Origin of the sequence: Mesorhizobium sp. ESP-6-4 (genome assembly GCF_020164735.1) — a bacterium.
Taxonomy (GTDB): domain Bacteria; phylum Pseudomonadota; class Alphaproteobacteria; order Rhizobiales; family Rhizobiaceae; genus Mesorhizobium.
Window position 1 is genome coordinate 252,177 of sequence record NZ_JAIUGS010000006.1, and the last position, 13,145, is coordinate 265,321.

14 protein-coding genes and 1 tRNA gene are annotated in these 13,145 nt (G+C 63.1%); 8 read left to right on the forward strand and 7 right to left on the reverse strand.

Going from position 1 to position 13,145, the window contains the following annotated elements; all coding sequences use genetic code 11:
* The first annotated feature begins 9 nt into the window (after nt 1–9).
* Together LB523_RS14650 and LB523_RS14655 are read left to right on the forward strand one after the other, a co-directional pair.
* Nucleotides 10–780, forward strand: a complete 771-nt coding sequence (locus LB523_RS14650) for an SDR family NAD(P)-dependent oxidoreductase (protein ID WP_224603573.1) — start codon at nt 10–12, stop codon at nt 778–780.
* Nucleotides 781–848: 68 nt separating this feature from the next.
* Nucleotides 849–1,610: an SDR family NAD(P)-dependent oxidoreductase gene (locus LB523_RS14655; RefSeq protein WP_224603575.1), complete on the forward strand. Its 762-nt coding sequence runs from the start codon at nt 849–851 to the stop codon at nt 1,608–1,610.
* A 39-nt stretch (nt 1,611–1,649) separates the two neighbouring features.
* On the opposite strand, the gene LB523_RS14660 is transcribed toward LB523_RS14655, so the two are convergent.
* The gene (locus tag LB523_RS14660) at nt 1,650–2,285 is read right to left on the reverse strand and encodes a divalent metal cation transporter (RefSeq protein WP_318011959.1); all 636 of its coding nucleotides are present in this window, start codon (nt 2,283–2,285) and stop codon (nt 1,650–1,652) included.
* Between LB523_RS14660 and LB523_RS14665 the strand changes: the two genes are divergently transcribed.
* Together LB523_RS14665 and LB523_RS14670 are read left to right on the forward strand one after the other, a co-directional pair.
* Entirely contained in the window at nt 2,266–4,647 is a 2,382-nt protein-coding gene (locus LB523_RS14665; RefSeq protein WP_224603578.1) for a phosphoketolase, read from the forward strand. The genes LB523_RS14660 and LB523_RS14665 overlap by 20 nt on opposite strands.
* 61 nt (nt 4,648–4,708) lie before the next feature.
* Complete coding sequence (locus tag LB523_RS14670) at nt 4,709–5,884, forward strand: acetate/propionate family kinase (RefSeq protein WP_224603580.1); 1,176 nt, start codon at nt 4,709–4,711, stop codon at nt 5,882–5,884.
* 153 nt (nt 5,885–6,037) lie between these two features.
* Here LB523_RS14670 and LB523_RS14675 read toward each other — a convergent pair whose 3' ends face one another.
* Together LB523_RS14675 and LB523_RS14680 are read right to left on the reverse strand one after the other, a co-directional pair.
* Nucleotides 6,038–6,316, reverse strand: coding sequence for a hypothetical protein (locus LB523_RS14675; RefSeq protein ID WP_224603582.1), 279 nt, complete (start codon nt 6,314–6,316; stop codon nt 6,038–6,040).
* 46 nt (nt 6,317–6,362) lie between these two features.
* Nucleotides 6,363–6,439 (reverse strand) — tRNA-Met (locus LB523_RS14680).
* A gap of 252 nt (nt 6,440–6,691) precedes the next feature.
* Between LB523_RS14680 and LB523_RS14685 the strand changes: the two genes are divergently transcribed.
* Nucleotides 6,692–7,657, forward strand: coding sequence for a Gfo/Idh/MocA family protein (locus LB523_RS14685; RefSeq protein WP_224524457.1), 966 nt, complete (start codon nt 6,692–6,694; stop codon nt 7,655–7,657).
* An 18-nt stretch (nt 7,658–7,675) separates the two neighbouring features.
* Here LB523_RS14685 and mnmA read toward each other — a convergent pair whose 3' ends face one another.
* Entirely contained in the window at nt 7,676–8,866 is a 1,191-nt protein-coding gene (gene mnmA, locus LB523_RS14690; RefSeq protein WP_224524460.1) for a tRNA 2-thiouridine(34) synthase MnmA, read from the reverse strand.
* A gap of 254 nt (nt 8,867–9,120) precedes the next feature.
* On the opposite strand from mnmA, the gene LB523_RS14695 reads away from it, so the two are divergent.
* Nucleotides 9,121–9,396, forward strand: coding sequence for a DUF1153 domain-containing protein (locus LB523_RS14695; RefSeq protein WP_006203587.1), 276 nt, complete (start codon nt 9,121–9,123; stop codon nt 9,394–9,396).
* Nucleotides 9,397–9,462: 66 nt separating this feature from the next.
* On the opposite strand, the gene LB523_RS14700 is transcribed toward LB523_RS14695, so the two are convergent.
* Complete coding sequence (locus tag LB523_RS14700) at nt 9,463–10,389, reverse strand: NADP-dependent oxidoreductase (protein WP_224603584.1); 927 nt, start codon at nt 10,387–10,389, stop codon at nt 9,463–9,465.
* Nucleotides 10,390–10,481: 92 nt separating this feature from the next.
* Between LB523_RS14700 and LB523_RS14705 the strand changes: the two genes are divergently transcribed.
* Nucleotides 10,482–10,883, forward strand: coding sequence for a winged helix-turn-helix transcriptional regulator (locus LB523_RS14705; RefSeq protein ID WP_140838824.1), 402 nt, complete (start codon nt 10,482–10,484; stop codon nt 10,881–10,883).
* An 81-nt stretch (nt 10,884–10,964) separates the two neighbouring features.
* Here LB523_RS14705 and LB523_RS14710 read toward each other — a convergent pair whose 3' ends face one another.
* The gene (locus LB523_RS14710; RefSeq protein WP_224603586.1) at nt 10,965–11,342 is read right to left on the reverse strand and encodes a flagellar export protein FliJ; all 378 of its coding nucleotides are present in this window, start codon (nt 11,340–11,342) and stop codon (nt 10,965–10,967) included.
* Between the two features lie 449 nt (nt 11,343–11,791).
* Here LB523_RS14710 and ctrA point away from each other — a divergent pair, with 449 nt between their 5' ends.
* Nucleotides 11,792–12,487, forward strand: a complete 696-nt coding sequence (ctrA, locus tag LB523_RS14715) for a response regulator transcription factor CtrA (RefSeq protein ID WP_006203583.1) — start codon at nt 11,792–11,794, stop codon at nt 12,485–12,487.
* A gap of 188 nt (nt 12,488–12,675) precedes the next feature.
* On the opposite strand, the gene LB523_RS14720 is transcribed toward ctrA, so the two are convergent.
* Nucleotides 12,676–13,044, reverse strand: coding sequence for a response regulator (locus LB523_RS14720; protein WP_224603777.1), 369 nt, complete (start codon nt 13,042–13,044; stop codon nt 12,676–12,678).
* Nucleotides 13,045–13,145 lie beyond the last annotated feature (101 nt).

Consider the following 13,145-nt stretch of genomic DNA (forward strand, 5'->3'; position numbering starts at 1 on the left):
GACTATCGAATGGCTGGAAGGACTGTTCTGATCGCCGGCGGCGCCGGCGGAATGGGTCTGGCGACCGGACTGCGTTTCGCCGCCGACGGCGAGCGGATCGTGCTCGCGGATCTTCCCGGCCCCAAGCTCGACGGCGCCGTGGCCAAGATTGCCGCGGCCGGGGCGGGCGCGATCGGCTTGCCGCTCGATATCCGCTCCGTCGCTGCCTGCCGCGACGTGGTGGGCAAGGCCAGGGAGTGGGGCGGTGCGATCGACATTCTCGTCAACGCCGCCGGGGTCTGGCTCGAGGGACCGGCCCGCGAGGTCGAGGAAGATCAGTGGGACCTGGTGCTGGACGTCAATCTCAAGGGAGCCTTCTTCCTGATCTCGGCAGCCATACCGCATCTGTCGGCGGCGCAGGGCGTGATCGTCAACATTGCGTCCGACGCCGGCATCGTCGGCAACAACGGGGCTTCCGTCTATTGCGCCTCGAAGGGCGGACTGGTGCTCTTGACCAAGGCTCTCGCGCTGGAACTCGCCCCGCAAGGCATCAGGGTCAACGCCGTCTGTCCTGGCGACACGGCAACGCCGATGATCGAATATCAGGCCAAGACCTATGGTGCGGACGACCCCGACGGCTACAAGCGCCGGCTCCTGGGGCACTATCCGCAAGGGGACAAGGCAAGGTTCATCCAGGTGGAGGAGATTGCTTCCTTCATCCACTATCTGTGCCAGCCGGGCGCGGCGCCGATCACCGGGGCCGCGCTTTCGATCGATTTCGGCGTCAGCGCCGGCTATTGAGCCGGTTCGGGTCGTCGCGGCTGTGATTGGCCGCGCCGGCATGTCGGCGCCTGCATCCTGGAGGGCAAATGGTCGTGTTCCGCAAATCCCGCAAGGCACTGGTGACCGGCGCGGGCGCCGCCGACGGCATCGGCGTGGCGATCGCGCGTGCGTTGGCCGAGGCCGGTGTTTCGGTCACCATCACCGCTTCATCCGCACGCGTCGAGCAACGAGCGGCGGAACTGCGGGGCGAGGGGCTCGATGTCCGCGCTTTCGCGGCCGACCTGACGCTCTCGGGCGACGTCGATCGTTTACGCTCCGAGACCGGCGAGATCGACGTCCTCGTCAACAATGCCGGGATGGGCACCGTTGCCCAGCCGGCGCTGCAGCGGCGGTTTCTCGATCTCACAGAAAGCGATTGGGATCGCGGCATCGATGTCAGTCTGAAAACCGCCTTTTTGAGCACGCGCGGCTTTCTGGCCGGCATGGTGCAGCGCGGCCATGGACGCGTCGTCAACATGGCATCGGTGACCGGGCCTTACGTATCCAATGAAGGCGAGGCCGCCTACTCCGCGGCCAAGGCCGGCATGATCGGGCTGACGCATGCGCTTGCCCTGGAGGTCGGCCGCAGCGGCGTCACGGTCAATGCCGTGGCGCCGGGATGGATCGCGACGGGCGCCTCGACGCCCGAGGAGCTTGTCGCTGCCCGCAACACACCGCTTGGCCGTGCCGGCAGCCCCGAGGAAGTCGCGGCGGCCGTGCTGTTCCTGGCGTCCGACGGAGCCAGTTATGTCAACGGCGCCGTTCTCGTCGTGGACGGCGGCAACATCCTGCAGGAACGCAAGGCATGACCGCGAGCGCGAAAGTCAAAATACAGGACGCCTCGATACTCAGCTCATAACAGGATGAAATGGGAACCCAGAAACACGAGGAACTGGCCGGTAACCAGAGGGACCCGCAAAATAGGGCCGCTCTCCACGCTGTCCTGAACGGGTTGTCCGCGCAACCGATCGGCTTGAGGCCAGCAATATGACCACTATCATGAGCGGCACCGCGACGACGCCGTTTATGACGGCGCTCCAGAACAGCGCCTTCATCGGGCTGATGGGCAGATATTGGATGGCCAGCGCCGCCAGGATGCTTACCGCGATGACGCCATAGAAGCCACGCGCATCGCCCGCCTTGCGCTCAAGCCCCTCCTGCCAGCCCGTGGCCTCCGCCAGCGCGTAAGCCGCCGATACGCCAGGACGGGCACGCCAATCAATTCTACTCCCAGTATGCCGGCGGCAAAAAGCACGAAGGCGAAATCGCCCGCCAGCGGCTCTGAAACCAAGACGGCGCTGTCTTGCCACACAACCGGGCTTTGGAATTCGGGTCGCACACGACCGGCATCTGCGATGGATCAAAGCTCGTCCGTTGTTGACACCGACCAGCGGTGAACCGGTGGCGGCCTTCAAGCGTTCAGCTTCAGCCGGGTGGGTCTGGCACCAGCGAAGGAGTCGGAAAATGACCGAGCGTCCCAGCACCTATCGCTTGTCCGCACAGGAACTGCACGACATCGATGCCTACTGGCGTGCCGCCAATTATCTGACCATCGGGCAGATCTATCTGCTCGACAATCCGCTGCTTCGCGAGCCGCTTCGGCTGGAGCACGTCAAGCCGCGGCTGCTCGGCCATTGGGGCACATCGCCGGGCCTCAGTTTCATCTATGCGCATTTGAACCGAATGATCCGGCAACGCGACGCCAATGTCATCTATGTCTGCGGTCCGGGTCATGGCGGACCCGCGATGGTCGCCAACAGCTACCTCGAAGGCACCTACAGCGAGATCAATCCGGACGTCGCGCCGGGCGAGGCTGGAATGAAGAAGCTCTTCCGGCAATTCTCCTTTCCGGGCGGCATCCCAAGCCATGCCGCTCCCGACGTGCCCGGCTCGATCCATGAAGGCGGCGAGCTTGGCTACGCGCTCTCGCATGCCTATGGCGCGGCTTTCGACAACCCGGACCTTGTCGTCGCCTGCGTGGTTGGCGACGGCGAGGCGGAAACCGGACCACTCGCCACCTCCTGGCATTCCAACAAGTTCCTCAACCCGGCGCTTGACGGCGCGGTGCTGCCGATCCTCCATCTCAACGGCTACAAGATCGCCAATCCCACCATTCTCGCCCGCATTCCCGAAGAAGAGCTGCGTGCCTTGTTCGTCGGCTATGGTTACGAGCCGCTGTTCGTCGAGGGCGACGATCCGGCATGGATGCATGAGCGAATGGCGCTCATGCTCGACGATGCGCTCGACCGCATCAAGGCGATTCAGGACACGGCTCGTAACGGCGCGAAGACCGCGCAGCCGCGGCCGAGCTGGCCGATGATCGTGCTGCGAAGCCCGAAGGGCTGGACCGGTCCCAAGGAGGTCGACGGACTGAAGACCGAAGGGTTCTGGCGCGCCCACCAAGTCCCGCTTTCCGGCCTCGCCGATAACCCCGCGCATCTGAGGATGCTCGAGGAATGGATGAGAAGCTACCGGCCCGAAGAGCTTTTCGATGCCGCCGGCGCGCCGGTGGCTGCGGTCCGCGCTACCGTGCCAAAAGGTGAAAGGCGCATGAGCGCCAACCCGCATGCCAATGGCGGCCTGCTGCGCCGGTCTCTGGAACTGCCCGCCCTGCAAGAGCACGCCGTCCCGTTCGAGCGGCCCGGCGGCGTCAAGGCGGAGTCGACCCGTGTGATGGGCCGTTTCCTGCGTGACGTCATGGCATTGAATCAAGGCACCAGGAACTTCCGCATCGTCGGGCCCGATGAAACGGCATCGAACCGGCTGCAGGACGTCTTCGAGGTGACGGAGCGTGCCTGGATGGAAGAGATCCTGCCCGAGGACGTGCATCTCGGTCGAGAAGGCAGGGTTCTGGAAATTCTATCCGAGCATACCTGCCAGGGCTGGCTGGAAGGTTACCTGCTCACCGGGCGCCACGGCTTCTTTTCCTGTTACGAGGCTTTCACGCACATCGTCGATTCCATGTTCAACCAGCATGCGAAATGGCTCGATGCCTGCCGCAAGCTTGCCTGGCGGCGGCCGATCGCCTCGCTGAACTATCTGTTGTCCAGCCATGTCTGGCAGCAGGAGCACAACGGCTTCAGCCATCAGGATCCGGGCTTCATCGACGTGGCGTTGAACAAGAAGGCGGATGTCGTGCGCGTCTATCTGCCGGCGGATGCCAACAGCCTGATCTGCGTGACGGATCATGTGCTGCGGACATGGAACCGCATCAACATCATCGTCGCCGGGAAAGCCAATTCCTGGCAGTGGCTGTCCATCGACGAGGCGAAAGTCCATTGCAACGCCGGCATCGGCATATGGGGTTGGGCGTCGACCGACGGCGGGGCCGAGCCGGATGTGGTGATGGCCTGCGCCGGAGACGTGCCGACGCTCGAGACGCTGGCCGCCGTTCAAATCCTAAGGCGCCACATTCCCGGCCTCAAGGTGCGTGTGGTCAACATCGTCGACCTGATGACCCTGCAGCCAAGGGAACACCATCCGCACGGGCTGTCGGATCGCGAATTCGATGCTTTGTTCACCAGGGACAAGCCCGTCATCTTCGCCTATCACGGCTATCCCTGGACCATCCATCGCCTGACCTACCGGCGGACCAATCACGACAACATCCACGTGCGCGGCTACAATGAGGAGGGGACGACGACGACGCCCTTCGACATGACCGTGCTTAATGGGCTCGACCGCTATCATCTGGTGCTCGGCGTGCTCGACCGCATTCCCGAGCCGGCCGGTGCGCATATCCAGCTGAAACAGGCCATGGAAGGCAAGCTGATCGAGCACCGGGCCTATATCCGCGAGCACGGGCAGGACATGCCGGAGATCCTCGGCTGGAAATGGGAGCAGTAGCCGATGCCGAAGCGCCAGGCCGACAGGATCCGACCCGCAAAAGTGGCTGGAACTGTCGGACATGACTGATGTCATCCTTGTCCTCAATGGCGGCTCATCGAGCCTGAAGTTCGCCGCCTTTCAAGGACGCCGCGAGCTTCACCTGCTGATGCGGGGCAGCGTCTCGTCGATCGGCGAGCGGCCCAGACTCCATGTCGCGCCGACTGCAACGACGCCGCCGTTCGACAGGAGCCTCGGCGAACGAGCGATCTCCGTCGGCGAGGCATTCGAAGCCGTTGCGTCCTATCTGACGGACCGCGGCCTGTTGCGCCGCGTGAGCAGGGTCGGGCATCGCATCGTCCATGGCGGTCGGGAGTTTGCCCGCGCAACGCTGCTTGACCAGGCCACGCTCGATGCCTTGCACAAGCTCGAGCCGCTCGCTCCGATTCATCAGGCGATCAACCTGGAGCTCGTCGATCTGGCCCACCGTCTTTTGCCCGGCGCCATGCAGGTCGGCTGCTTCGATACCGCCTTTCATGCCACGCAGCCTCAGATCGCAAGACTTTATGGCCTGCCGCACGAGATGTCGGAGCAGGGCATCGTGTCCTTTGGGTTCCACGGGCTCTCCTACAGCCATATCGCCAACGAGCTCCGCAGGCGTTACGGCGCCGGCGCGGGTGGCCGCGCCGTCGTAGCCCATCTTGGCAGCGGCGCAAGCCTTTGCGCGATGAAGGCAGGGGTAAGCCAGGCCACCACCATGGGTTTCTCGACGCTCGACGGCCTGGTCATGAGCACGCGTTGCGGCGCGATCGATCCGGGCGTCCTCCTGCACCTTCTGCAAGACAGGAAGCTGTCCTCCGACGAACTGTCCACCTTGCTTTACGAGAAGTCCGGGCTTCTCGGCGTATCTGGCATGTCGGGAAACATGCAGACGCTGCTGGCGTCGAAGGACCCGGCGGCAATGCGCGCTGTCGATCTGTTCGTCTATCGGGTCGGGCGAGAGATCGGATCACTGGCGGCCGCGCTGGGCGGGCTCGACACGCTGGTGTTCACCGCCGGCATAGGCGAGCATGCGCCGGCGATCCGGCGACGGATATGCGAGGCTGCCGCATGGCTGGGCGTCGCTATGGATGACGGTTTGAATGGCAGCGGCGAAGACCTTGTGAGTGCCGCGAATTCCCGTGTCGATGTGCTTGTCATTCCGGCCGACGAAGAACGCGCGGTGGCGGCAGAACTGCTCGGCGTCGAAACGGCTTGAGCGGAACAGTCTCCCGCTTATTGGCGGAACGCCCCTCGCATGCCTGAGCTGTCGATTGAGGTGGATGGCCGATCCCTCGGGCAGCCATTTGCGCCCGCTACCGATCTCGACGATCCTGGTAGCGGCTCCCATACGGCTGGAAATGGCAGGATCTTAATTCGCCAACGTGGCGCCGAGCTTCCGCTGGACCAGGACAAGCGTCGGATCGTCGGGAACCATCGCGACAGTGAGGCCCATCTCGCGCTCAAGCTCGATCGCCGCACGGTTCTCGCGGCTTTCGATCGACTCGAGCGTCTCGATGCCATGGTCGTCGGCATAGTGCGCGATATAGCCGAGAAATTCCCAGCCGACGCCGAGATGCTTGCGGTCCTCGCGAATGCAGATGGCGACTTCGCCACGCCTGTCGGCCGGATCGGCTGCGAGGGTCGCCACCGCGATCAGCATTCCTCTAAGCATTTCGGCCGTACAGGGGGAGCAATGGTAGCGGGAGAGGGACTTGAACCCCCGACCCCAGGATTATGATTCCCGTGCTCTAACCAACTGAGCTACCCCGCCAGGGTGGCAAATGGCCCGAAAAACCGTCCTGGACGGACGGGTTGTTTCAAGGCGTTCGCCAAGGTCGCGCGGATATAAGGTTGGGAGGGTGGGCCTGTCAAGCTTCGAAGCGGCCGACATGTGGGCATAATCCGGCCGTCATGATCTCATCCCAGAAAAGCTTTGCCGGACAGACACTCAGGGCCTGCCCCGGGGTTGAGTTCGGCGGGGCACGTCGTTATGTCTCGGCCAAGAAATTCTAGAGTTGAGCGAATGAAGCCGCGCATCGCCGTCCTCGGTTGCGGATACTGGGGCAGCAACCATATCCGCACCCTCAAGGCGCTTGGCGCGCTCCATGCCGTTTCCGACGCCAACCGCGCCCGCGCCGAAGGTTTCGCCAGCGAGCAGGATTGCCTGGCAATCGAGCCGGACAGGCTGTTCGAGCGCAACGATATCGACGCCATCGTCATGGCGCTGCCGCCGCAATTCCATGCCGACACCGCGGTGCGGGCCGTCGAAAGCGGCAAGGACGTGCTGGTGGAAAAGCCGATCGCGCTGACGGTCGCCGACGCCGAGCGCGCGGTGAAGGCGGCAAAGGACAATGGCCGCATCTTCATGGTCGGCCATGTGTTGCGCTTTCATCCCGCATTCGAGACGCTCAAGGCGCTGATCGACAATGGCGAGCTCGGCGAGGTGCGCTACATCCATTCGCACCGGCTCGGCCTCGGCAAGTTTCATACCGAGAACGACGCTCTCTGGGACCTTGCGCCGCACGATTTGTCGATGATCCTCGCCATCACCGGCACCGAGCCGATCGAAGTGAGGGGCGAGGGGGCAGCACTCCTCGACAACCTCAGCGACTTCGCGCATCTGCATATGCGCTTCCCGAACGGATTGCGCAGCCATCTCTTCGCCTCGCGACTCAATCCCTATCGGGAGCGGCGGCTGACGGTCGTCGGCACCAAGGCGATGGCGGTGTTCGACGACGTCGAGCCCTGGGAGCGCAAGCTTGCCGTCTACCGCCACGCAGTGTGGCAGGACAGCGGCCAGTGGGCCTTCACCGCCAACGAACCTGCCTATGTGGCCGTCGGCGAGGGCATGCCGCTGACTCGCGAGCTTGCCCATTTCATGCAATGCATCGAGACGCGCGCCGAGCCCCGCACCGATGGCGAGGAAGCGATCCGGGTGCTGCGCATCCTGACCGCCGGCACAGTGATCCACACCGGCTCGTCTGCATAAAGCAATCAGATCGAGAATTTACTCAGCGGGAATCTGCGCCGGCCTGGCCGCCAGCCGGGACAGCATGGCCTCGGCCTCGGCGCCGCGCTCGGAGCGCTCGATGAAGCCGCCGCCGAACACCCGCGCCTCGTTGCCGTCGTCGGAATAGAGCACACAGGCCTGCCCCGGCGCGATGCCCGACTCGCCGTCGGCCAGCTCGACAGAGGTCACGCCGTCGCGGTGATGCAGCACGGCCGGACGCGGCGGCCTGGTCGAGCGGACCTTGGCGAAGAGCTCGATCCCGCCGGCCGGAACATCCGACAACAGTCCGTCACCCAGCCAGTTCATGTTGCGCAGATAGATCTTGTGCGTCTCCAGCGCTTCGCGCGGGCCGACGATGACGCGCGCGCGGTCGGCGTCGAGGTGAACGACGTAGAGCGGCTCGCCGGAAGCGATGCCGATGCCGCGGCGCTGGCCGATCGTGTAGCGCAGGATGCCTTCATGGCGGCCGAGCACGCGGCCGTCGATATGGACGATGTCGCCGGGATTGGCGGCGGCCGGCTTCAGCCTGGCGATGATGTCGGAATATTTGCCCTGCGGCACGAAGCAGATGTCCTGGCTATCCTGCTTGGCGGCGACGGTAAGCCCCATTTCCTCGGCGATGGCGCGGACCTGCGGCTTCGACAGGCCGCCGAGCGGGAAGCGCAGGTAGTCGATCTGCGCCTGCGTGGTGGCGAACAGGAAATAGCTCTGGTCGCGGTCAGCGTCGACCGGCCGGTAAAGCGCACGATGCGCGCCATTGGCGCGCGAACGGATGTAATGGCCGGTGGCCAAGGCGTCGGCGCCGAGATCCTGAGCGGTCGCCAAAAGATCGGCAAACTTCACAGTCTGGTTGCAGGACACGCAAGGGATGGGGGTCTCGCCGGCGACATAGCTTTCGGCAAAGGGATCGATGACCGCTTTGCGGAAACGTTCCTCGTAGTCGAGCACGTAATGCGGGATGCCGAGCGTCTCCGAGACGCGACGCGCGTCATCAATATCCTGTCCGGCACAGCAGGAGCCGGCACGATGGGTGGCCGCGCCGTGGTCGTAAAGCTGCAGCGTCACACCGACGACATCATAGCCTTCGCGCTTGAGGATGCCGGCAACCACCGAGGAATCGACACCACCCGACATCGCGACGACGACGCGGGTTTCTTCGGGGCGGCGAGGGAGATCGAGGCTGTTCATGATGCTTTCACTGTGCGGCGCTCAATGCCAATGGCCGGAATATAGGTCAAGCGCCACGCATGCGCCAGCTTGCGGCCAAGACGAGTTCACCGGCAAAAATCAAGGCCCGGAGGCCGGTGTTTCAAATTCTAAACGAAATCCTAACCGGGCGTTCACGATCCTTACTTAGTCATTAGGGTTCGCTTAGGCAATTTTTAAAGCTGTGACGGTACTGTGGCGGGGATTGGGTCTTTGAGTTTTTAGTAGAGAGTACGATGACCGATCTGGTTAGACCTAGAGTCAAGTATGTTATTGGGCCCGACGGCAGCCCTCTTACGATCGCCGATCTGCCGCCGACGAACACGCGGCGCTGGGTTATCCGGCGCAAGGCGGAAGTGGTCGCCGCTGTACGCGGCGGCCTGCTCAGCCTTGAGGAAGCCTGCCAGCGCTACAAGCTCACCACCGAAGAATTTCTCTCCTGGCAGGCATCGATCGACGAATACGGCCTTGCCGGGCTGCGCACCACGCGAATCCAGCAATACCGGCATTAAGCTGCCGGCCGAAAACGTGCAAGGGCGCGGGACTCCGCGCCCTTCGCTTTTGCGGCGGCCTTCCATTCAAACTGTCAGCACGACCTTTCCGATGGGGCGGGTCGCGAGGAAGGCATGGGCGGCCGCCGCCTGGTCGAGCGGGAAAGCTTTCGCCACATGCGGCATCAGCTTTTTGGCCCCGACCAGCCTGGCGAGTTCGGCGAGCCCCTCGCGATCAGGCACCACAGACATGCGTTCAACGCGGATGTTCCGCTCCTTGGCCTTCGCCCTGGTGGCGTCGTGAACGTCGAGCAGCGACACCAGAACGCCGCCGTCACGCAGCACTTCCAGCGACTTGTCGGCGTGGTCGCCGCCGATCGGGTCCAGCACCAGATCGACATTGCCGACCTTCCCGGTGAAATCGTCCCTGGTGTAGTCGATCACCTCGTCGGCGCCGATCGAGCGGACATAGTCGGTTTTGTCCGGACTGGCGGTCGATGCCACCCAGGCGCCGCGCGCCTTGGCGATCTGCACCGCCAGATGGCCGACGCCGCCGGCGCCGGCGTGAACCAGCACCCGTTGGCCCGCTTGCAGGCCGCCATGGCGGACGAGGCCTTGCCAGGCCGTCAGACCGGCCAGCGGCAAGGCCGCGGCATGGGCATGGTCGATGGCGGCAGGTTTCGCGACGATCTCGTCCGCCGGCGCCGCGGCGAGCTCGGCATAGGCGCCGGCCTGCTTGGGAAAGCGCGGCATGCCGAACACCTCGTCGCCGAGTTTAAAGGCGGTCACGCCGTCTCCGAGCGCCGCGACGGTCCCGGAAATGTCCCAGCCAAGGATGAAAGGCGGTTCGCCGAGCAGCGGAACGAAACCGCCGCGCACGGCGCCATCGACCGGGTTGACGCCCGCGGCCTTGACGCGGACGAGCACTTCACCGGGGCCGGGCTTGGGGTCGGGCTGCTCGGCCACGAAAAGGACCTCGGGTCCGCCGACGGAAGTCTGGATAACGGCACGCATGAACGCCTCCTGTTCGAGTGAATGTGCCCGCTATCATTTGGATAGTAGTATTCGATTGTCGAGTATGTACCTTTTGTATATATAGGCACCTCATGGATAGCGAAGACAGATCTCCCTTCGGCTACGACGCGTTCCGGCGCTCCTGCCCATCGCATACCGTGCTCGAGATGCTCGCGAGCAAATGGGTTTATCTCACCGTCTGCGCGCTGCGGAGCGGCCGGCTGCGCAATGGCGAGCTGGCGCGCAAGCTGGAGGGCATCACGCCCAAAATGCTGACGCAGACGCTGCGCGTGCTGGAGCGCGACGGCCTCGTGCGGCGCGAGGTGTTCGCGGTGATCCCGCCGCGCGTGGAGTACGAACTGACGGAGCTTGGGCGGAACCTTGCGGGATTGCTCAGCCAGATACGCTCCTGGGCGGAAGAGCATGCATCCGAAATCAAGGATGCCCGAACCCGGGCATCGGCCGATCACGGCGAGAAGGCCGCTATGCCGTGAAGACGGCGAGGCCGATTTTTGGCGATTGCCAGCTCTGAGGATGCCGGCAGGTCTCCGGCATGACTCGACTATGCCCGGCGATCAGCCGATCATGGCGCTGCGGCCGCCCGTTTCGGCCTCGCGGATCTTGGTGTCGCGCGATTCCAGCATCTCTGCCTTGGACAGCTCCGCTTCAGCTTCGCCGAGTAATGATTCGGCGGTGCTTCGCTGCTGGGCGAGGTCACTTTGTGAATTCCTGAGGTTGTCGCGGCGCAAGCGGGCCGCCTTGGCGAAGGTCGGATAGGCGAAATGGTTGATGTCGGTGATGCCGGCTTTTTTCTCTTCGGCGATGATCTGCGCCTCCAGCTCGACGGCCATGCGCTCGAACTCGGCGATCATCATGTCCAGCTGCAAGAGCTGCCGCCGCTTCTCATTCACGTGAAACTGTTTCAGTCGAACGAGGTTTTCACGTGACTTCATGACTCGATACTCCGCAAACGCACACCTGCAATACCGTCCAGTCCGCCCGGAAAGACCTAAGCGCCGCCCGTTTCCCCCGGCTTTCCCTGGGCTATAGGAAACAAAGCCCTAAAGATTTTCGCCGGCGGTAACCATTCATTTACGGGCATTGTTAATCATACGGGCGAGGACTTAAGGCCGGGTAAAAATTCCGGCGGCGGCGGGAAGCCCGGGCCAGCGAGTCCCTGGAGTCACTTAGGCTGACTTCTTAATGTGGTGCATTAGCGGTTTTGGTCTGTGATTCGTTATTAGATTCAAGTGGGTGTAGAAAGCGGTTAAAAAATCTGGTATCGTGGATGGCACGAAATTAGGATTTGTTAACCAGTCGGTGGCACCTTCTGTTCAGGCAATCACTGCTCCGGGTCCCGGACGGGTCGTGACACGGTCCGGCAGCAGAAAAGGGGAATGAAATGCGTGTTCTGCTGATTGAAGATGACAGTGCAACCGCACAGAGCATCGAACTGATGCTGAAGTCGGAGAGCTTTAACGTCTATACGACCGATCTCGGCGAAGAAGGTGTCGATCTCGGCAAGCTCTACGACTACGACATCATCCTTCTGGACCTCAATCTCCCTGATATGTCGGGCTATGAAGTCCTGCGCACGTTGCGCCTTTCCAAGGTCAAGACGCCGATCCTGATCCTCTCCGGCATGGCCGGCATCGAGGACAAGGTGCGCGGCCTGGGCTTCGGCGCCGACGACTATATGACCAAGCCCTTCCATAAGGACGAGCTGGTGGCGCGCATCCACGCGATCGTGCGCCGCTCCAAAGGGCATGCCCAGTCGGTCATCACCACCGGCGACCTTGTGGTCAATCTCGACGCCAAGACGGTTGAGGTCGGCGGTCAGCGCGTGCACCTGACCGGCAAGGAATATCAGATGCTGGAGCTGCTCTCGCTGCGCAAGGGCACGACGCTCACCAAGGAAATGTTCCTCAACCATCTCTACGGCGGTATGGACGAGCCGGAGCTGAAGATCATCGACGTCTTCATCTGTAAGCTGCGCAAGAAACTCGACGCGGCGTCCGGCGGTCAGAACTACATCGAAACGGTGTGGGGCCGCGGCTATGTGCTGCGCGAGCCGGAAGATATTCGCGTCAGCGCATAAGCCATCCCAGCGATTCGAACGAAAAACCCGGCTCAGGCCGGGTTTTGCTTGAGCGCATATGCGATCCAGGTGATTCGAACGAAAACCCGGCTCAGGCCGGGTTTTTGCTTGAGCGCATAAGCGATCCAGGTGATTCGAACGAAAACCCGGCTCAGGCCGGGTTTTTGCTTGAAAACGGTTCCGGCGAATCAGGCGGCTATCTTCAGGACGCGAAAGCTTTCGAGCAGTTGCGCACGGTTGAAGGGCTTCAGCAGATAGCCTTGGGCGCCGGCGCGCTTGGCGCGCATGATCGCCGCGACGTCGACCTCGACCAGCGAGACCAGGATCTGCGGCTTGTTGGGCGCTTCGATAGCACGGATGCGGCGAATAAGGTCCACGGCCGGGACGTCGGCAAGACCACCGTCGATGACGATGACATCGGGCATGTCGCCGGCGCAAATGTCGGTCGCTTCGACTCCGGTCGAGGCCTCGACGACAATCATATCCGAGCCGCCAAGAATGCGTTTTGCGACCTTCCTGATGACGCTCGAATCATCGACGAACAGGCAGCGCTTCATGTCCGGGTCCTCTTTGCCATCTGCCGAACCGCAATCGGGGTGGCCGCAAACCACCATAGGCCAATCTGGTAAAGAAGCCGAAAAGCCGTTAGGTAAAGTTT

Coding starts and splice junctions, on each gene's coding strand:
- LB523_RS14670 (WP_224603580.1), top strand. CDS start 4,709: ATGACTGATGTCATCCTTGTCCTCAATGGCGGCTCATCGAGCCTGAAG.
- LB523_RS14700 (WP_224603584.1), bottom strand. CDS start 10,389: ATGCGTGCCGTTATCCAGACTTCCGTCGGCGGACCCGAGGTCCTTTTC.
- LB523_RS14695 (WP_006203587.1), top strand. CDS start 9,121: ATGACCGATCTGGTTAGACCTAGAGTCAAGTATGTTATTGGGCCCGAC.
- ctrA (WP_006203583.1), top strand. CDS start 11,792: ATGCGTGTTCTGCTGATTGAAGATGACAGTGCAACCGCACAGAGCATC.
- LB523_RS14650 (WP_224603573.1), top strand. CDS start 10: ATGGCTGGAAGGACTGTTCTGATCGCCGGCGGCGCCGGCGGAATGGGT.
- LB523_RS14665 (WP_224603578.1), top strand. CDS start 2,266: ATGACCGAGCGTCCCAGCACCTATCGCTTGTCCGCACAGGAACTGCAC.
- mnmA (WP_224524460.1), bottom strand. CDS start 8,866: ATGAACAGCCTCGATCTCCCTCGCCGCCCCGAAGAAACCCGCGTCGTC.
- LB523_RS14710 (WP_224603586.1), bottom strand. CDS start 11,342: ATGAAGTCACGTGAAAACCTCGTTCGACTGAAACAGTTTCACGTGAAT.
- LB523_RS14705 (WP_140838824.1), top strand. CDS start 10,482: ATGGATAGCGAAGACAGATCTCCCTTCGGCTACGACGCGTTCCGGCGC.
- LB523_RS14720 (WP_224603777.1), bottom strand. CDS start 13,044: ATGAAGCGCTGCCTGTTCGTCGATGATTCGAGCGTCATCAGGAAGGTC.
- LB523_RS14655 (WP_224603575.1), top strand. CDS start 849: ATGGTCGTGTTCCGCAAATCCCGCAAGGCACTGGTGACCGGCGCGGGC.
- LB523_RS14685 (WP_224524457.1), top strand. CDS start 6,692: ATGAAGCCGCGCATCGCCGTCCTCGGTTGCGGATACTGGGGCAGCAAC.